A 17,518-nucleotide genomic window follows, 5' to 3' on the forward strand; every position below is an offset into this window, starting at 1 on the left:
GTTCCTTCCGCGCACCCCGCCGCGCCGCGCATGCGGCGCGCTTGACGCTTACGGCATCCGGCCGGGTCAGGCCCGCAGCGCCTCGCGTTGCCGTTCCGCCGCCGCACGGCGGTGGCGCACCGCTTCGGCGAGGCGCTCCAGCACCTGCACCGAATCGTCCCAGCCGAGGCAGCCGTCGGTGATGCTCTGGCCGTAGACCAGCGGCTGGCCGGGAACCGGGTCCTGCCGGCCGGCCACCAGGTGGCTTTCCACCATGACGCCGAGGATGCGCGTGCTGCCCGCCTCGACGCGCGCGGCGATGTCCTCGATCACGGCGGGCTGGTTCTCCGGCCGCTTGCCGCTGTTGGCGTGGCTGGCGTCGATCATCACCCGCGTCGGCAGGCCGGCCTTGCCTATCGCGAGGCAGGCGGCCGCCACGCTGGCCGCGTCGTAGTTCGGCACGTGGCCGCCGCGCAGGATCACGTGGCAGTCCTCGTTGCCGCTGGTCGCCGCGATGGCGGAGCGGCCGTCCTTGGTCACCGCCAGGAAATGATGCGGTTGCCTGGCGGCCTGCACCGCGTCCACCGCGATCTTCACGTTGCCGTCGGTGCCGTTCTTGAAGCCCACCGGGCACGACAGACCGGACGCCAGTTCGCGGTGCACCTGGCTCTCGGTGGTGCGCGCGCCGATCGCGCCCCAGGCCACCAGGTCGGCGGTGTACTGCGGGGTGATCATGTCCAGGAACTCGCAGCCGGCCGGCAGGCCCAGCGCGTTGATGTCGCGCAGCAGGCCGCGCGCGAGGCGCAGGCCCTTGTCGATGTTGAAGCTGCCGTCCAGGTCCGGGTCGTTGATCAGCCCTTTCCAGCCCACCGTGGTGCGCGGCTTCTCGAAATACACGCGCATCACGATCTCCAGCGCGTCGCCAAGCCGCCCGCGCAGCGGCGCGAGGCGGTTGGCGTAGTCCAGCGCGGCCTCGGTGTCGTGGATCGAGCAGGGGCCGATCACCACGGCGAGGCGGTCGTCGGTGCCGAGGATGATCCGGTGCAGCGCTTCGCGCGAGGCGCTCACCGTGGCGGCGGCGCGGCCGTCGATGGGGCAGTCGCGCATGACGTCGGCGGGCGTGCTCAGCGGGGTGATGGCGCGGATGCGCAGGTCGTCGGTGTGGCGGTTCACGTGGGCTCCTTCGGTGTGGGGTCCAGTGGCGGCCATGAAAAAAGCCGCCAGTGGTGCTGGCGGCTTTCCGGGGTTGATTGATCTTCGGTCTTTACGACGATCGCGCCCGTACCTCCGCCCATGGCTTCGGATAGCCGTAAAAAAACCAAAAGTACTGGCGGGTGGCGGCGAGGATCATGTGGCTAGAGATAACACAGTCGATAGGGCGCCGCAACGCATCCGCCATGCGCGCCGGTACGGCGCGGCATCGCGCGGAGCCTGCGCATGCCGGGCGTGCGGAAATGGACGTCCATCCATCCACGCGATGGAAGCGGCCGGCACGCGGGGCCGGCGAAGGGCGCGGGATACCTGGCGAGGCGAGCGGTTCGGGGGCTTCCGTGCAGCATCGGCGCCGGAACCTGGCCGGGAGGGGCCAGCATGCCGCCCGGAGACCTGCCGGATGCCACCTCGGCCCGCTGGCCGCGCGCGGCGCGACCCGCCCAGCGGGGCATCGCCCCGCGACGATAGTGTGCCGGCACCGTGCATAATCGCCGCGTCGCCCTTGCCGCCATGCCGCCATGACCCATCCGAAGGCTCCCGATTCCGCCAGGCTCGACCGCATCGTGGCCGAGGCGCGCCGCGCCGCCGAGCAGCGCGAGATGGGCTATCGCGAGCGCGCGCTGAAGATGTACCCGTGGGTGTGCGGCCGCTGCGCGCGCGAGTTCACCCGCGCCAACCTGCACGAGCTGACCGTCCATCACCGCAACCACAACCACGACGACAACCCGGCCGACGGCAGCAACTGGGAGCTGCTGTGCCTGTACTGCCACGACAACGAGCACTCGCGCTACATCGACAACGTGGCCGGCGCGCCGCTGGGCGGGGACGCGCCGAAGCCCGCCACCGGCAATCCATTCGCCGACCTCAAGGCGATGCTGGAAGCGAAAAGCCGGCGTTGAACGTCGACATGTCTCCGCCACTGGCGGCCGTAGGGTGGCTTTTCACTCTCGGCGCATTGGCGCACAACGCGGAGGAAGCGTGGTTTCTTCCGGCCTGGTCGGGAAAGGCGGGCAAGTGGTATCCGCCGGTGGCGGCGCCGGCGTTCCGCTTCGCGGCTGGCGTGCTGTCGATCCTGTTCATCGCGGTCACGGCGGCCGCTTCATCGGCTTCGGCCGGCAGCGCCGGCGCGTACCTGATGGCGGGCTACGTGCTCGCGATGGTCCTCAATGCCTTCATGCCGCATGTCATCGCCAGCCTCCTCATGCGCAGGTACATGCCCGGCACGGCCCAGCGGTGCTGTTGAACCTGCCTCTGGGGCTGCTCTATCTGCGCCAGGCCCTGCATGAGGGGCATATCGGGCTGCGCCTGTTCTGCTGGGCCGGGCCGCTGGTGGTACTGGCGATGCTGGCCTGCATCCCCCTGCTGCTCGGTCTCGGGCGCAGGCTGCGTCTGGCCTGAGCTTCTCGCATGCCGGCGCGGTGAGCCGCACGATGGGCAGGGTCGCCCCGTACAATGGCCGCCCGTCCATCCGACCGGATTCGAGACCACCGTGACCGCCGCCGGTTTTTCCGCGCCCGCGCCCGATGCGGCGCTGGACGCCTTGTTCGTTCCGTTCGCGGACGGCGACTTGCGCCTGCCGGCGGACGGCCGCGTGCTGTTCCTGCGCGCGCGCGACGGCTTCCGCCTGCGCGAGATGGCGCGGCCCGGCTGGCTGTGCGCGCAGGGGTTCAAGCCCTTCGCCGACGCGCTGGAACGCAGCGGCCTGCGCGTCGGCGAGCCTGCCGCCGGCGAGGCCTTTCCGCTGGTGCTCGTGCTGCCGCCGCGCCAGCGCGACGAGATGCGCGCGCTGTACGCCCGCGCGGCGCAATGCGCGCAGCTTGGCGGCATCGTGCTGGCCTGCGTGCCGAACGCGGAGGGCGCGAAATCGGCCGAGGCGGACCTGGCCCGGTTGCTCGGTCCGCTGCGCAGCGTGTCCAAGCACAAGTGCCGGGTGTTCTGGGGTACCCGGTCGGAAGCCGCGCCCGATCGCGCATTGCAGGAGCAGTGGCTTGCGCTGGACGCGCCGCGCGAGATCGCCGGCGGCCAGGTCAGCCGGCCTGGGCTGTTCGCCTGGGACCGGATCGATGCCGCGTCCGCGCTGCTGGCCGCGCACCTGCCGGCGGACCTGCACGGGCGGGTGGCCGACCTGGGCGCCGGCTACGGCTACCTGTCCGCACAGGTCGTCGCGCACTGCCCGCAGGTGGCGGCGATCGACCTGTACGAGGCGGAGGCGCGCGCGCTGGAGCCGGCACGGATCAACCTCGATCGCGCGGTGCGCGACGCCGGACGCGCGGTGGCGACGCAGGTGCACTGGCACGACGTGACCACCGGGCTGCCGCGGCGCTACGACGCCATCGTCAGCAACCCGCCGTTCCACCAGGGGCGCGCGGACCTGCCCGGGCTCGGCCGCGCCTTCATCGCCAGCGCCGCCGATGCGCTGCTGCCGCACGGCCGCCTGTGGCTGGTGGCGAACCGGCACCTGCCGTACGAGTCGATGCTCGCCGCGCGCTTCGGCGACGTCCGCGAGGTGGCGGCGCAGGAGGGTTTCAAGGTGATCGCCGCAAGCGGAGTACGTGGATGAAGCTGGTCAAGTTGATTGCGAACCTCGGCTACGGCAGCCGCAAGGAAGTCGCGCTGATGTTCCGCGAAGGGCGCATCGCCGACCCCGACGGCGAGGTGCTGTACGCCGACGACAAGGTGCCGCACGAGCACATCCGCATCGACGGCGAACCGCTCGATCCGCCGGCGGGGATCGTGCTGATGATGCACAAGCCGCTGGGCGCGACCTGCTCGCGCAAGGACCAGGGCCGCGTGGTGTACGACCTGCTGCCGCCGCGCTACCGCCGGCGCGATCCGGCGCTGTCCACGGTGGGGCGGCTGGACCGCGACACCTCCGGCCTGCTGCTGTTCACCGACGACGGCGCGCTGCTGCACCGGATCATCTCGCCCAGGGCGCAGGTGGCGAAGGTCTACGAGGCCACGCTGGCGAGCGACCTGCGCGGCGACGAAGGCGAACTGTTCGCCAGCGGCACGCTGATGCTGGAATCGGAAACCACGCCGCTGGCGCCGGCGCAGTTGCAGGTGCTGGCGCCGCGCACGGCCCGGCTCGCCGTCACCGAGGGCCGCTACCACCAGGTGCGGCGCATGTTCGCCGCCGCCGGCAACCATGTGGAAACGCTGCATCGCGTGTCGGTAGGCGGGTTGGCGCTGGGCGACCTGCCGGCCGGCGCATGGCGGCCCTTGGCGGCGGACGAGGTGGCAGGGATCTTTCTTCCCGCGCTGCCGTAATCGGGGATCGCCCGCCCGCGGCGGCGCGGTTGTCAGGGATTGCGCATCACCACCGGCGTCGGCACCGGGTGCGCGCCGAACCACTTCTTGCGCTCGTCGCGGCAGCCGGGGCTGCCCATCGCGTATTTGCGGCAGATCGCCGGGCGCTGGTCGTAGATGGTGCAGCGGAAGGTGTTCGGATCGACCGCGGCGCACCAGCCGTCCGCGCCCTTGGCCAGGGTGTCCGGGCCGTGGTCGTCGTGCTGGATCAGCCATGCGGGCACCCGGTCCTCGGGCATCAGCACGACGGTAAGGCGGCAGCAGACGGCTTCGCAATCGCTGCATCGCACGCCATGGCGGGAACGGGAAGGGGAGGGAGACTTCATGCCCCAGCATGGCAGCATGTCGCGTAGCGGGGCGTGAACCGATGGTTATCGGCCCGGGTAGCGCGCGGTGTTCCATGGCTGGCGCCACGCATGCGCTCCGGCCATCGAGCCTTGTCGTGGCCTGAGGGCCTGTTCGAAGGCTCCCTGTCGGACTGGAATCCCCTCACGCTCTCCGCTCGTCATTCCTGCGAGACGCTTTTCAACAGCCGAAGGGCTGGTCAAGCAGGAATCCAGTGACTTTCCTTTTCCCAGAACCTAGGGGTACTGGATCCCAGCTTGACAGGCCCCGCGGCTGTTGAAAGCCGCTGGGATGACGCTTCATAGGGGATGCCTGGGGGCCCTTGAACGGGCTCTCAGGCGCCGCGATGGGCTTCTGGCCGTGCCAGCCGCCAGGCGGTTCGCGTCATGCCGGTTCACGCGGTCACGGAAGCGACGCCGGCAGCCCGTCGCGGCCGCTGGCCGGCGGGTACGGATGGGACGTTCCGGCTTTTCCTCTTGCATGCCGCCGGTCGCGCCCGGATATAAGCTCGACCGGCCTCGTGGGTATCGCGCCATGTTCAAGCTCCGTTTCGACAATGCCTTCGTGCGCGACCTGCCGGGCGATCCCGAGCGGGGCGCGCGCCTGCGGCAGGTCGAGGGGGCGCTGTATTCGCGCGTCGATCCCGCGCCGGTGGCGGCGCCGCGGCTGCTCGCCCATTCGGCCGAGATGGCGGCGCGGCTGGGCCTCGGTGCGGACGATCTCGCCTCGCCCGCATTCGCCGAGGTGTTCGGCGGCAACCGCCTGCTCGATGGCATGCAGCCATGGGCGGCCAACTACGGCGGCCACCAGTTCGGCCATTGGGCCGGCCAGCTCGGCGACGGGCGGGCGATCTCGCTGGGCGAGGCCATCGACGCGCAGGGCGGGCGCTGGGAATTGCAGTTGAAGGGCGCCGGGCCCACGCCGTACTCGCGCGGAGCCGACGGCCGCGCGGTGCTGCGCTCGTCGATCCGCGAGTTCCTGTGCAGCGAGGCGATGCACCATCTCGGCGTGCCCACCACGCGCGCCTTGAGCCTGGTGGGCACCGGCGACACGGTGGTGCGCGACATGTTCTACGACGGCCATCCGCAGGACGAGCCGGGTGCGATCGTCTGCCGCGCGGCGCCGTCGTTCATCCGCTTCGGCAACTTCGAGCTGCCGTTCTCGCGCAACGACGTCCCGCTGCTGCGCCAGTTGGCGGACTTCACCATCCGCCGCGATTTCCCCGAGCTGGGCGGCAGCGGCGAGGCGCGCTACGCCGAGTGGTTCGGCCAGGTCTGCGAGCGCACCGCGCGGACGGTTGCGCACTGGATGCGGGTGGGTTTCGTGCATGGCGTGATGAACACGGACAACATGTCGATCCTCGGCCTCACGCTCGACTACGGGCCGTATGGGTGGATCGACGACTTCGATCCGGACTGGACGCCGAACACCACCGATGCACTGCGCCGGCGCTACCGCTTCGGCCAGCAGCCGAACGTGGCGTGGTGGAACCTCGGCCGGCTGGCCGGCGCGTTGGTGCCGCTGTTCGGCGACACCGGGGCTCTCCAGGCCGGGCTAGACCGCTATGCCGCCGCCTACGCCGAGGCCGACCGCGCGACCACCGCCGCCAAGCTGGGGCTGGCCGAATGCCGGGACGACGACACGGCCTTGATGGAATCGCTGCATGCCGCGATGCGCGACGGTACGATGGACATGACACTGACCTTCCGCGCGTTGTCCGACGCCGAGGCCGGCACGCTGTCGCCCGATCTCTTCGGCGAGGCGTTCTACGACGAGGAACGGCGCAACGCGGTGGAACCGGCCCTGCGCGACTGGTTGCAACGCTACGCCACGCGGCTGGCCGACGACCCGCTGGCGCCGGCGCAGCGGCGCGCGAAGATGCGCGCGGCCAACCCGCGCTACGTGCTGCGCAACTATCTCGCGCAGGAGGCCATCGACCGGGCCGCGCAGGGCGATGCCGGCGGCATTTCGGAATTGCTCGACGTGATGCGCCGCCCCTACGACGACCAGCCCGGCCGCGAGCAGTACGCGCGCCGGCGGCCAGACTGGGCGCGCGAGAAGCCGGGCTGCTCGATGCTTTCGTGCAGTTCGTGAAGCGGCGGGTTTGGCTGGAGCTGAACATCGCCCGGAAGTGGAAGGGGCAGGTTCATGCTCTGGGCAACACGGGGACGAATTTGGCGCGACCTTGCCTGCGGCTCCCGCGTCAGGGCTCGGTTACGGCATACCCTTGCACACGCATGGTCATGCGCCGCCCCGGCTCGTGATCCTATTGCAGGGGCTGATTTCGTGGCCGTCGTCTGGTCGGCAACCGCGTTGGCTTTGCGGCTGAAGGGAGGCCGCTGAGCCGGGTGACCGGCGTAGCCACGCGCATCGCCGCGCGCGGGCAACGGAAGCAGCAGCCCTAGCCGGCCAGCGCAGCCTGCACGAACTGCTGCAGTTGCGCCGCGCTGAGCGCGCCCGGCTGCCGCGCGATCTCGCGTCCGCCGCGCAGCAGGATCAGGGTCGGGATGCTGCGGATGCCGAAGCGCTGCGCCAGCGCAGGTTGCGCATCGGTGTCCACCTTCGCCAGCCGCAGCCGCGGCTCGTAGTCGCGCGCGGCCTGCGCGAACACCGGCGCGAAGCCGCGGCAGGGGCCGCACCAGGGCGCCCAGAAATCCACCAGCACCGGCAGGTCGCCGCGTCCGGCGACGGCATCGAAGTTCGCCGCGGTCAGCTCGGCGGGATGCCCGGCGAACAACGCCTGCTTGCAGCGCCCGCAACCGGGCCGTTCATCCAGGCGTTCGGCCGGCACGCGGTTGAGCGCGCCGCAATGCGGGCAGGGGATGGCCATCGGCGTACTCATGGCAGACTCCTGGGATGGAAGCGGCGCCGTGGCGCCATTGGGGCCAAGATGGCGGCGGCCGCCCGCGAACCCAAGACGACCTGGCGAAACCCATGACCGACGATGCCTCGTCCCGACCGCATGGAATCCGGCCGCACGGAGCCCGCGCATCCGCGCGGCGCGCGTTGTCGCGCGCCGGGCTCGCGCTCGGCATGGCATGGACGCTGCCCAACAGCGTGCTCGGCCTGCTGGTGGGCGCCATCGGCCTCGCCTTCGGCGCGCGCATGCGCTGGCAGCGGCGCGAGCTTGCCCTGGTGGTGCGGTGCTGGCCGTGGGGCCGGGGCGGCGCGTTGACCCTCGGCAACGTGATCCTGCATACCGGCCGCGAGCTGGACGTGCCCTGCCTCACCTACGCGCATCGTGCCGGCCGCGGCGCCGAGCCGCCGGTCTCGCTGGCCGCGCACGAGCGCGCCCACGTCTACCAGTACATGCTGCTCGGGCCGCTGTTCCTGCCGCTGTACCTGTGCTGCGGCGGCGTCGGCGTGCGCAATCCGTTCGAGCGCGCGGCGGACCGCTACGCGCGCCTCGGCCGCGGCTGGTGGCCGGGAACGCGGTGCGCCTGAGCGGCGGCGACGGGGCGGGTGGCCGATGCGCGGATTCGCGCACCGGCACGGAAGGTCGCCGCCTACTTCGCGCCGTAAAGCGCCATCACATCCCTGCGCAGTTCCGCCTGGCTGTCCGGGCGGGCGTAGAACATGTGGCCGCCGGCGTAGTTCTTCACCTGCACGCGGGTGGGATCGCCCATTGCCGGCATCTGGTCGACGATCAGCACCGAGGCCATGAACGGGCAGGACAGGTCGTCCCAGCCGTGCGCGATCAGCACGCGCAGGCCCGGGTCGTTCGCCACCGACTCGCGCAGTTGCGAGACGGAGCCCTGGTTGGCATCCTCGTCCTCGTGCCACAGCTTGTTCACGTCGTAGCTGAGCGCGTTGTAGCGGCCGCCGTATTTCCACCCCACCGTGCGGGTGACGAAGTCCACCATGGCGGTGGTGGTGGGCGCGATGATGCCGTTGAGGATCGGGTCGCCGGTGCGCTGGCGCGGGGCGTACGGGAACGGGTCCCACGCGGTGACATTGGAATCGTAGCGGCTGCCCAGCTTGCCTTCGGCACGGTACACCTCGCGCAGGTAGGCCTGGGTCTCCAGGCGGCCGCCGGAGCGCTGCACGAAGACCGGGTCCAGCCCGGTCAGCTCGGTCACTTTCTTCACCACGCGCGCGGTGGCCTGCGGATCGGAGCGGCCGCGCATCAGGTCGCTGGCGTACTCGCCGCGGGTGTACTCGACGATCGGCTTCATCGCCTCGGGGGTGAGCCGGTGCTGGCGCTCCAGGTGCGCCGCGGCGATCGAGGGCAGGGTCAGCATCCACGGCAGCGGCGACACGTTCTCGTTGTCGGAGGCGGCCGGGTTGAGATAGGGCGACACCAGCACCACGCCGTTCAGCGCGACGCCGAGCTGGGTCTGCAGGTAGTCGGTGATGCGCGGGCCGCGGAAGCCGCCGTAGCTCTCGCCCACCAGGTACTTGCGCGAGGCCATGCGGCCGTTCTTCACCAGCCAGTCGTAGACGATGCGCGAGAGGTACTTGATGTCGTTGTCGGTGCTGTAGAACAGCTTGGTGGCTTCCTTGTCGGCCACCAGCGCACGGCTGTAGCCGGTGCCGACGGGGTCGATGAAGACCAGGTCGGTGAAGCCCAGCCAGGTGCCCGGGTTGTCGCGCAGGGTGGCCGGGTCGGACGGGTTGGCGCCCTCCACGCCGAAGTTCACCCGCTTCGGACCGATCGCGCCGAAGTTGAGATAGACCGACGACGCGCCCGGCCCGCCGTTCAGCGCGAACGTCACCGGCCGGTCCTTGCCGGCCATGGTGTAAGCGGTGAACACCACCTCGCCGGTCACCTCGCCCTGTTCGTTGCGCACCGGCAGCGAACCCACCGTGACCGTGTACTTCAGCGTCCTGCCGTCCACCGTGGCGGTCTGCGCGACGTGGGCGTCGGCCGGGAACGGCGGCAGATGGAAGTTCTTGTCGGCCATCGCATCGGCGGTCTGGCCGGCTTCCTTTGCCGGCTTGTCGGCCGCGTGGGCCGGGGCGTGCAGGCCGCCGAGCAGCAGCATGGCGAGCAGGGCGGAAGGCAGGGCTTTGCGCACGTGGGGTTTCCTCGCGGGATAAATCCCGAGCCTAGCTCGCGCCGCGCGGGGCGGACTGTGCAGGAAGGCATGGTCGCGCCCGGTCAGGGCGTGCCGGGGATCGCTCCTCAGCGTCCGGCGCGGCCGGAAAAGCGCACGTCGGCCGCCGAAGGCGGGATCTCGATCCCGTCGCACAGCGACCATTCCGCCGCCCGTGCCGCGAGGCGCGCCGGAACGACGGGAGAGCCGCCCGGGCCGGCCGGGACGTCGTAGGTGGCGTGGCCGTCGTGGGGCAGCAGCACGGCGTACCCGCGCGCCATCGCGGCGCGCGCGGTGGCGGCCAGGCACATCTCCGACAGCAGGCCGCACAGCGCGAGCCGTCGCACACCCAGGGCCGCGAGGCAGGCGTCGAGGCCGGTGCCCTCGAAACCGTCGTCCTGCGTCTTGCGGATCACCCGTTCGCCGTCGGTCGGCGGCAGGAACAGCTCCCAGCCGGCCTGGCCCGGCGCGTCGGCGGCACCGGGCAGGCCGTCGTTCTGCAGGAAGACCACGGGTGCGCCGGCCTCGCGGGCGCGCCCGAGCAGCATGCGCAGGGCGCGTTCGAGCCGGTCGCGCTCGGGTACCGCGCCGTCGCCGGCCATGAAGGCGCGCTGTGCGACGACGACGATCAGCGCCTCGGCCGCGTCGTGCCGGGGCACCTGCTCAGCCGCCGGCATCCGGCCGTCCTTCCGGCGCGCCGCGCCCGAGCACGTCGGGCAGGTCGTCGCCGTCCTCGGTGAAGGACAGCGAGACCGAGTTCAGGCAATGGCGGTTGCCGGTGGGCGGCGGGCCGTCGGGAAAGACGTGGCCAAGGTGGCTGCCGCAACGCGCGCAGACTTCCTCGGTGCGGATCATGCCGTGGCTGGTGTCGCGGATGTAGCGCACATGCGCCGCGTCGTACGGCTCGAAGAAGCTGGGCCAGCCGGTGCCCGAGTCGAACTTCGCGCCGGAGCGGAACAGCGGCAGCCCGCAGAAGCGGCAGGCGTAGACGCCGTGCTTCTTGTTGTCCAGGAACACGCCGCAGAATCCCGCCTCGGTGCCGTGCTGCAGCAGGACGCGGCGCTCGTCGGGCGCCAGGCCGGCGGTGATCGAGGCGCGCTGGGCGTCGGAGGGCGGGGTGAGGTCGAAGGTGGTCATGGCGCTTCCTCGCATGGTTGGCGGAGCCGGGCCGGGGCTATATGCATCGCACAACATGGCGTCGCTGTGGCGTCGACGCAAGCCTGCGGGCGGCGACGGTGACGCGGGCTGCTGCTCCTGTGGAATGCGGTTCGCATGTCGTGGCACCAGCATGGCCGGACCGCTGCCGATCGGGCACGATTGGCACCTGCGGCAGCCGGTCGGGATGCGGACGGCGCCGTTCAGAAATGCCGTAACGGAGGATAGTGCCGTGCCCGCTTATGCAACGTCCCTGCCGATCGACGCACCGGTTGATGCCGTGTGGTCGCTGCTCTCCGATGTCTCCGCCTGGGCCGAATGGCTGCCTGCCGTGACATCGGTCGATGCGCTGGACGGTCCGGTGCTGAGGCCCGGCGCGCGCTTCGTGGTGCGCCAGCCGGGATTGCGGCCTGCGACCTGGGTGGTGACGACGCTCGATCCGCCGCGGCGCTTCGTCTGGGAGGCGCGTTCGACGGGCATGCGGATGGTCGCCGAGCACGAGATCGACGTGGTGTCGTCCACGCAATCGCGCGTGCTGCTGCAGTTCCGTTTTTCGGGCTGGCTCGGTGTCGTCGTCGGCCGCCTGTTCGGCGGAACCGTCCAGCGCTATATCGAGCAGGAAGCGGATGCGCTCAAGCGCAAGCTGGAAGCTTCCTGAGGCTTCGCCACGCCGAACATGGTGTGACGGCTGGCAGGATGCGCACGCGGCGATCCCGCTGGCGGGACTGGCGTGCCGACGTACCCTGCGAGTGAGCATGGGGAGATCGCAAACAGCTTCCACGAAGAGCACGCATAGCGGCCTCGCCGGCACCGTCGTGGGCGCGCCTGACGCGCCGGGGGGAATCTCCCCGCTCGAAGTGGTGCGGTATGAGAAGGCGCCTGCATTACGGCGAATGCTTGAATTGCGCCCGATGCATGGCTGCGGCAACGTCGGGTGGGGCGTGCCGGTTCCAGTTGCCCTGCACTTCGCTATTCTTCCAGGGATACGATCAGCGGGCTGTCGGCATAGGATTCCATGACCCGTTCGTACGCGTCAGACGATTTGTAATCCGGGAAGCGTACGTCCAGTGAGTCCGTCAGCGAATAGTCGTGACGGCCGGACGCCAGCATGGCCGTCATTGCCCGCAGCAGGGGCACATCCGGCAGTTTTTCCTCGACGAACAGGAATTGGCCTGCCTGGTTTATTTCAAGGAAGAACATGTTGCCATCGCCGTCGACCACGAGATCGACGCATCCGATGACAATGCCCAGGCGATTCATCAAGGCCCTGATCTTGGCCTCCCATTCCGACGGAAGTTGAACCGCGGCCATGACGGCCTCTTTGCCGAGAACGTGTTGCCGCCAGTCCAAATAGGCGTCGCCGGATTGCTTCAGGATGCGCACGGCAAACATATGCTGGCCGATGACGGTGACCCTGATGTCGAACGCCTTCTCTATGTATCGCTGGAAAATCCCCGGACAGACCGCGATGGATTCCTCGGGCAACTCGCTGTCGGCATCGAGCAACGCAACCCCGATGTCGTAGATGTTCCCATTCGATGCGCTCTGCCAGCTATGCGGATGGAATGTCTTGAAAATGACCTTGCCATACTTCTTTATGATCCGGCGAACGTCCGCGGCGTGATTCGTCACCACGAGTTCCGGAATGTTCATGTCCAAGGCATGCGCTATCTGCAACTGCAGCAACTTGCTTTCGGCCGCAATGGCGGCGCCGGGCCGGTTTGCCCATAGCGCCGGGATAATGCTGTCGTTGAGATGGAAAAGGTTTTTCTGGAAATACGTCCATTGCCGCTGAACGAATTGCTTGTCGGCATCCAGGCAGTGGCTGGGTTGCGGCTCCGCCGGACGCCTGAACCAGACCGACCGCGCCCGATTTTCCTCGTGGAGAGCCGTGGTCATGCGGAAGGAGACACCGGCATTGTCCACCTGTGCGGTAAAACGGGAAGCCAGGCCGCTGAAATCCGGGGCGATCGCTACGGGAATTTTGTTTTTCTCGAGCGCCCATTTCAATGCTGCCGAATGGGGCTCGTTCCACTCCGCGAGAATATATACAGGCGATTCCATACCGTTCCCCTCAAAAAAGCCGCCCATGGTTTCATGGGCGGCTTTCATCCTATCGATCGTTTCAGAAAGGACCTAAGTCGGTCGGGTCCGGGGCGTCATTCCAGGCAGAGCCCGAAGTGTGGGACAGGAACTGCCCCTTTTTGTCGGGAGTGATGCCAGGCGCCGAAATTTCCGTGGCTACCAAGCGGCCAAAGGGACGCACAACTGCCGTTTCCTCGTGCTTTCTTTCCATCACGGAACTCCTTTTCTTTCATGAGCGGAATAGTGGGCCGTCCCGCTTTCGGCACGCATGGCTCAGACAACCAAGTGCGCATGTTCATACGATTCTGGCTCAGTATGTATTCACCGATACGCGACGTTTGACGCTAGCCACAGTCGGTTGTGGTGTCAATCATGTCATGGCAAAAAGGTGCGGCTAAGCCTGGTTTTGGGTTGAAAAGGGGCGCTTGCCGAAAAGTCGAAGCGCGTCGGGCGGCCGCAGTCGAGCAGTACGGCACCTTTCGCGCGGTTTCAGCGGCATGGCAGAGAGAAGCGGCCTTAAGGGAATGGCGGCCGCATAACGGCCGCAAGGGCATGCGCGGCGCTTGCGGACGTGCGTGCTAGCCCGCTGCTTCAACCCGTAATTGCCAGTTGCCCCTGCACCTCGTTGATCGAGTCGCGGATGCGCTTGGAGAACACCGAGTCATCGTGGTGGATCAGCAGCAGGCGCTCGGTGGCGCGGGTCATGGCGACGTAGAGCAGGCGCGCCTCCTCGGCTTCGTCCTTGCCGTCCTTGGGCAGCGAGCCGAGGCCGGGAATGATCACGAACGGGAATTCCAGGCCCTTGCAGGAATGCATGGTGAGCAGCTTCACGCTGTCCCTGACCACGTACAGGGCACGCTTGCCGGCGCCCTCGGCGAGGCTGCTGGGGATGCCGACGCGCTCCAGCGCCTGCTGCAGCTTCTCGCCCTCCCACTGGTTGCGGAAGATCACCGCCATGTCGCCCCAGGGACGGCCGCGCGCGGCTTCGTCGCGCAGTTGCTGGATCAGCGTGTCGAGCTGGGCAGGGGCGGTGTCGGTGCGGATCAGCTCGGGCACGGCGCCGCGGCGGCCGGCGCTCTCGGGCGCGACCAGCGGCACGCCGTCCTCCTCGCCGGCCTGCTCGATGAGCAGGTCGCTGGCGAAGCCGCGCGCGACGGCGAGGATCTCCAGCGTGTTGCGGTAGTTGAGCTTGAGGATGGTGGTGCGGCCCTGCGCCTGCACGCCCAGTTCCTTCCAGGTGAACTTGCGCCGGTCCTGCTTGCCGTAGATGTTCTGCGCGTCGTCGTACAGCACCAGCAGCGAGTTGGTGCTGGGGTCGACCATCTGCACGATCAGCTTGTACCAGTCCGGCTCGAAGTCGTGGCCCTCGTCCACCAGCACGGCGCCGTACTGGAAGCGCGGGATCTGGCCGCGGTCAACGCCGGCGATCACGCGCTCGACCATCTGCTCGAAGAAGCCTTCGCTGCCCTTGGCCGGCAGCTCGACGTTGTAGGCCACCAGCATCTGCCGGCACCAGCGATGGAAGTTGTAGACCTGCACCTTGTCGGACAGGCCGCGCTCGCCGATCAGTTGTTCCAGCCGCGCCGCCAGCGTCTTGTTGTAGCAGAGCACCAGCACCGGCTTGGCCAGCTCGCGCGCCAGTTGCAGCGCGCGGAAGCCCAGGATCATCGTCTTGCCCGAGCCGGCCACGCCGTGGATCAGCCGGTGGCCGTCGCCGAGCGAGCGCGCCAGTTGCTCCTGCTGCGCGTCCATCACCTTGACCAGGTCGGGGATCTCCAGCGGCCGCACGCTGTCGGCCGGCTCGCCGGGGAACAAGCCGAACTGGCCCGAGCCCGGCTCCACCCGCAGCTCCGGGAACAGGTGCCAGCGCACGCGGTCGATCTGGGGCAGCGTGAGCGCGGTGGGGAACACCTGCGGGAACATCGCCCACAGGCGCTCCTGGAACGCCTCCTCGTCGACCGAGTCGTAGATCTCGTCGCGGCAGATCGCCAGGTGGTCGGGGATCACCGCGGCCAGGCCGCCGTCGATGAAATGCTTGCGGCTGATGTTGGCGAACACCACGCCATAGGCCCACGGCATCATCAGCTTGCCGGCGTGGCGGTGGCCGGCCGGGTGGCGCAGCGCCGGGTCGCGCTCCAGCACCACGCACACCTCGGTGGCATAGATGCGTGCCTGCAGCAGCGGGCTGGCGACCCGCTTGGCGCTGCTGCCGTCGACGATGGTGAACTGGGTGCGGTCGGCAGCCTGGATCGTCTCCGGCTTCCAGTCCTTCACCTCCAGCACCAGCAGGCCGCGGCGCGGGTGGAACACCACGAAATCCGGGCGGCTCTGCTTCAGGCCGATCGGCACGTCGTACCACAGCAGGTAGTCGTCCTCGAGCTTGGATTCCAGCCGTTCGGAGAAGCGCTTCTCGCCGCCGGTCATGCGCGGCAGGCAGCTGTTTCGGGTCGGAATGAGCGTAGCCATCCTGCGTCCAGAGAGTTCCCTCCGGCGAAAGTAGCGAAACGCGGGGCGCTGTCAACGCTCAAGTTCCGGCCGCGTTGGCCGATGGATGGCGGTCGCTGCGGCCGTGGGCCGCAGCCCGGGATCGCCGTGCGGTCCTCGTTTGCGGCATGCTTGCCGGTTCGAGCGGGGCTTTTCCCGGCCCCATGATGAGGAGTGTGCCGATGTCCATCGATCTGGCCACCGTCGCCCTGCTCGGGGCGGTGCAGGCATGGCTGATGGCCATCGTGCTGTGGACCTCCACCGGCAGCTATGCCGGCGTGGCGCGGGCCAGCCTGCGCATCCGCGCCGTCGCGCTGGGCCTGGAGGCGGCCGCATGGGTGCTGCTGGGGCTGCGCGGGCAGGTGGGCGAGTGGCTGTCGATCCTGGTGGCGAACGGGGTGATGCTGGTGTCGTACGCGATGACGGTGCACGCCCTGCGCATGCTGCTCGGCGTGCCCCAGCGCCGGCGGCTGGCGGCGGCGGTGGCGGCGGCGGGGTGGCTGGCGATCGCCTGGTTCGCCGTGGTGGACCCCGATTACCAGGCCCGCGTGCTGTGCGCCACGCTGGCGGTGTTGGCATACCTAGCCATGATGCTGCTGCCGCTGAGCGACGGCCTGCGCCGCGGGGGTTCGTCCGCCAAGCGGGTGCTGCTGGTGATCCTGACCACGGCGATGTGGATGCTGTGCTGGCGCCTGGCCGAGCCGCTGCTCTCGGCGCGGCCGGCGGGCGGCTTCCTGGCGTCCAGCTTCGTCAACACCGCCTTCCTGATGTTCTCCGCGATGCAGCCGCTGTTCACCAGCATCGGCTTCCTGCTGCTCTACAACGAGACCATGCAGAAGGAACTGAAGTCGCTGGCGCGGATCGACCCGCTGACCGGCGTAGCCAACCGGCTCGCCCTGGTCGAGGCGGCCGAGCGCCTGCTGGAGGAGGCCACGCGCGACGGCCGGCCGCTGGGCGTGCTGATGCTCGACGCGGACCACTTCAAGAGCGTGAACGACCGCTTCGGCCACAGCGGCGGCGACAAGGTGCTGCGCGCGTTCACGGCGAGCATCCAGCGCGCGCTGGACGGCGGCGAAGTGTTCGGCCGGATCGGCGGCGAGGAGTTCGTGGTGCTTTCGCCCGGCATCGGCCTGGCCGAGGCGCTGGCGCTGGCCGGGCGGCTCCGGGCCGCGGTGGCCGGCATGGGCCTGGCCATCGACGGGCAGACGCTGGCGCTGACCGTGTCGGTCGGGGTCGCCGCGGCGTCGCCCGGCGAGCGCGACGTGGCCTCGCTGCTGCGGCGCGCCGACGCGGCGCTGTACGCGGCCAAGCGCGCCGGCCGCGACCGCGTGATGGTGGCCGACGGCGATCCCGCCCAGCCGCCGGCCTGAGCGCCGGCGCGTCCGTTTTCTACAAGACGGCCGCGCAAGGCGGCCCTATCGTGGACGGCAAGCGATCCACGACGGAGCCGGCACGATGCGCGAACCGCAAACCATCCACGAGGTCTTCCCCTACCTGCGCGTGCACGACGCGAAGGCGGCGGTGGACTACTACCGGCGCGTGTTCGGCGCCCGCGTGCGGCTGCGGCTGGACGAGCCGGGCACGGGCCGGATCGGCCATGCCGAACTGGAGATCGGCCCGGCGGTGGTGATGCTGTCGGACGAATTCCCCGAGTGCGGCATCGTCGGCCCGCGCACGCTCGGCGGCGCCAGCGCGTCGATCCACCTGCACGTGGACGACGCCGATGCGTTGCTGGCCGCGGCGGTGGACGCCGGCGGCACCCTGCTGCGGCCGGCCGCGGATGCGTTCTACGGCGAGCGCAGCGGCACGCTGCGCGATCCGTTCGGGCACGAGTGGCTGATCGGCCATTCGATCGAGGAAGTGGATGCGGCGGAGATGCAGCGACGGTACGACGCGACGATGCCGGGGAGTTGACG

18 protein-coding genes are annotated in these 17,518 nt (G+C 69.5%); 10 read left to right on the forward strand and 8 right to left on the reverse strand.

The features are described 5' to 3' along the window. Positions 1-66: 66 nt before the first annotated feature. Positions 67-1,152, reverse strand: coding sequence for a 3-deoxy-7-phosphoheptulonate synthase (locus ASG87_RS05165; RefSeq protein WP_268761798.1), 1,086 nt, complete (start codon positions 1,150-1,152; stop codon positions 67-69). A 557-nt stretch (positions 1,153-1,709) separates the two neighbouring features. Here ASG87_RS05165 and ASG87_RS05170 point away from each other — a divergent pair. The 5 genes from ASG87_RS05170 (at position 1,710) to ASG87_RS05185 (ending at position 4,458) form a co-directional block, all read left to right on the forward strand. Then, the gene (locus ASG87_RS05170) at positions 1,710-2,090 is read left to right on the forward strand and encodes a YajD family HNH nuclease (RefSeq protein ID WP_056001838.1); all 381 of its coding nucleotides are present in this window, start codon (positions 1,710-1,712) and stop codon (positions 2,088-2,090) included. A gap of 8 nt (positions 2,091-2,098) precedes the next feature. Then, positions 2,099-2,434 carry an HXXEE domain-containing protein gene (locus ASG87_RS05175; protein WP_082582764.1) on the forward strand — a complete coding sequence of 112 codons (336 nt, stop codon included), beginning with the start codon at positions 2,099-2,101 and terminating at the stop codon, positions 2,432-2,434. Then, complete coding sequence (locus ASG87_RS20795) at positions 2,431-2,589, forward strand: hypothetical protein (RefSeq protein WP_157510884.1); 159 nt, start codon at positions 2,431-2,433, stop codon at positions 2,587-2,589. The genes ASG87_RS05175 and ASG87_RS20795 overlap by 4 nt, the downstream gene beginning before the upstream one ends. Before the next feature lie 91 nt (positions 2,590-2,680). Next, the gene (locus tag ASG87_RS05180) at positions 2,681-3,751 is read left to right on the forward strand and encodes a methyltransferase (RefSeq protein WP_056001844.1); all 1,071 of its coding nucleotides are present in this window, start codon (positions 2,681-2,683) and stop codon (positions 3,749-3,751) included. After that, entirely contained in the window at positions 3,748-4,458 is a 711-nt protein-coding gene (locus ASG87_RS05185) for a 16S rRNA pseudouridine(516) synthase (protein ID WP_056001847.1), read from the forward strand. The genes ASG87_RS05180 and ASG87_RS05185 overlap by 4 nt, the downstream gene beginning before the upstream one ends. A gap of 32 nt (positions 4,459-4,490) precedes the next feature. Here ASG87_RS05185 and ASG87_RS05190 read toward each other — a convergent pair whose 3' ends face one another. Then, the gene (locus ASG87_RS05190) at positions 4,491-4,823 is read right to left on the reverse strand and encodes a YkgJ family cysteine cluster protein (RefSeq protein WP_056001850.1); all 333 of its coding nucleotides are present in this window, start codon (positions 4,821-4,823) and stop codon (positions 4,491-4,493) included. 553 nt (positions 4,824-5,376) lie between these two features. Between ASG87_RS05190 and ASG87_RS05195 the strand changes: the two genes are divergently transcribed. Continuing rightward, a complete protein-coding gene (locus ASG87_RS05195; RefSeq protein ID WP_056001853.1) occupies positions 5,377-6,936 on the forward strand; it encodes a YdiU family protein in 1,560 nt (519 codons plus the stop codon). 307 nt (positions 6,937-7,243) lie between these two features. Here ASG87_RS05195 and trxC read toward each other — a convergent pair whose 3' ends face one another. Further along, positions 7,244-7,684, reverse strand: a complete 441-nt coding sequence (gene trxC / locus ASG87_RS05200) for a thioredoxin TrxC (protein ID WP_056001856.1) — start codon at positions 7,682-7,684, stop codon at positions 7,244-7,246. Between the two features lie 191 nt (positions 7,685-7,875). On the opposite strand from trxC, the gene ASG87_RS05205 reads away from it, so the two are divergent. Continuing rightward, entirely contained in the window at positions 7,876-8,286 is a 411-nt protein-coding gene (locus tag ASG87_RS05205; RefSeq protein ID WP_056002058.1) for a hypothetical protein, read from the forward strand. A gap of 62 nt (positions 8,287-8,348) precedes the next feature. On the opposite strand, the gene ASG87_RS05210 is transcribed toward ASG87_RS05205, so the two are convergent. The 3 genes from ASG87_RS05210 to msrB all read right to left on the reverse strand — a co-directional run bounded on the left by ASG87_RS05210 (position 8,349) and on the right by msrB (position 11,015). After that, positions 8,349-9,860 (reverse strand): peptidase S10, encoded by a 1,512-nt coding sequence (locus ASG87_RS05210; protein WP_082582757.1) that lies wholly within the window; start codon positions 9,858-9,860, stop codon positions 8,349-8,351. Positions 9,861-9,967: 107 nt separating this feature from the next. Then, entirely contained in the window at positions 9,968-10,555 is a 588-nt protein-coding gene (locus ASG87_RS05215; protein ID WP_056001862.1) for an isochorismatase family protein, read from the reverse strand. Further along, the gene (gene msrB / locus ASG87_RS05220; RefSeq protein WP_056001865.1) at positions 10,542-11,015 is read right to left on the reverse strand and encodes a peptide-methionine (R)-S-oxide reductase MsrB; all 474 of its coding nucleotides are present in this window, start codon (positions 11,013-11,015) and stop codon (positions 10,542-10,544) included. The genes ASG87_RS05215 and msrB overlap by 14 nt, the downstream gene beginning before the upstream one ends. A 151-nt stretch (positions 11,016-11,166) precedes the next feature. On the opposite strand from msrB, the gene ASG87_RS19170 reads away from it, so the two are divergent. After that, positions 11,167-11,691, forward strand: coding sequence for an SRPBCC family protein (locus ASG87_RS19170; RefSeq protein ID WP_162258318.1), 525 nt, complete (start codon positions 11,167-11,169; stop codon positions 11,689-11,691). A gap of 311 nt (positions 11,692-12,002) precedes the next feature. On the opposite strand, the gene ASG87_RS05230 is transcribed toward ASG87_RS19170, so the two are convergent. After that, the gene (locus ASG87_RS05230) at positions 12,003-13,145 is read right to left on the reverse strand and encodes a hypothetical protein (RefSeq protein ID WP_056001871.1); all 1,143 of its coding nucleotides are present in this window, start codon (positions 13,143-13,145) and stop codon (positions 12,003-12,005) included. 564 nt (positions 13,146-13,709) lie between these two features. Then, positions 13,710-15,584, reverse strand: coding sequence for a 3'-5' exonuclease (locus ASG87_RS05235; protein WP_056001874.1), 1,875 nt, complete (start codon positions 15,582-15,584; stop codon positions 13,710-13,712). A 200-nt stretch (positions 15,585-15,784) separates the two neighbouring features. On the opposite strand from ASG87_RS05235, the gene ASG87_RS05240 reads away from it, so the two are divergent. Further along, positions 15,785-16,972: a diguanylate cyclase gene (locus ASG87_RS05240; RefSeq protein WP_056001878.1), complete on the forward strand. Its 1,188-nt coding sequence runs from the start codon at positions 15,785-15,787 to the stop codon at positions 16,970-16,972. An 85-nt stretch (positions 16,973-17,057) separates the two neighbouring features. Beyond that, on the forward strand, positions 17,058-17,516 hold the full coding sequence (locus ASG87_RS05245; protein WP_056001881.1) for a VOC family protein: 459 nt from the start codon (positions 17,058-17,060) through the stop codon (positions 17,514-17,516). The last annotated feature ends 2 nt before the right edge of the window (positions 17,517-17,518 follow it).

This window comes from Frateuria sp. Soil773, assembly GCF_001428405.1.
In the GTDB taxonomy this organism is placed as follows: Bacteria; Pseudomonadota; Gammaproteobacteria; order Xanthomonadales; family Rhodanobacteraceae; genus LMSL01.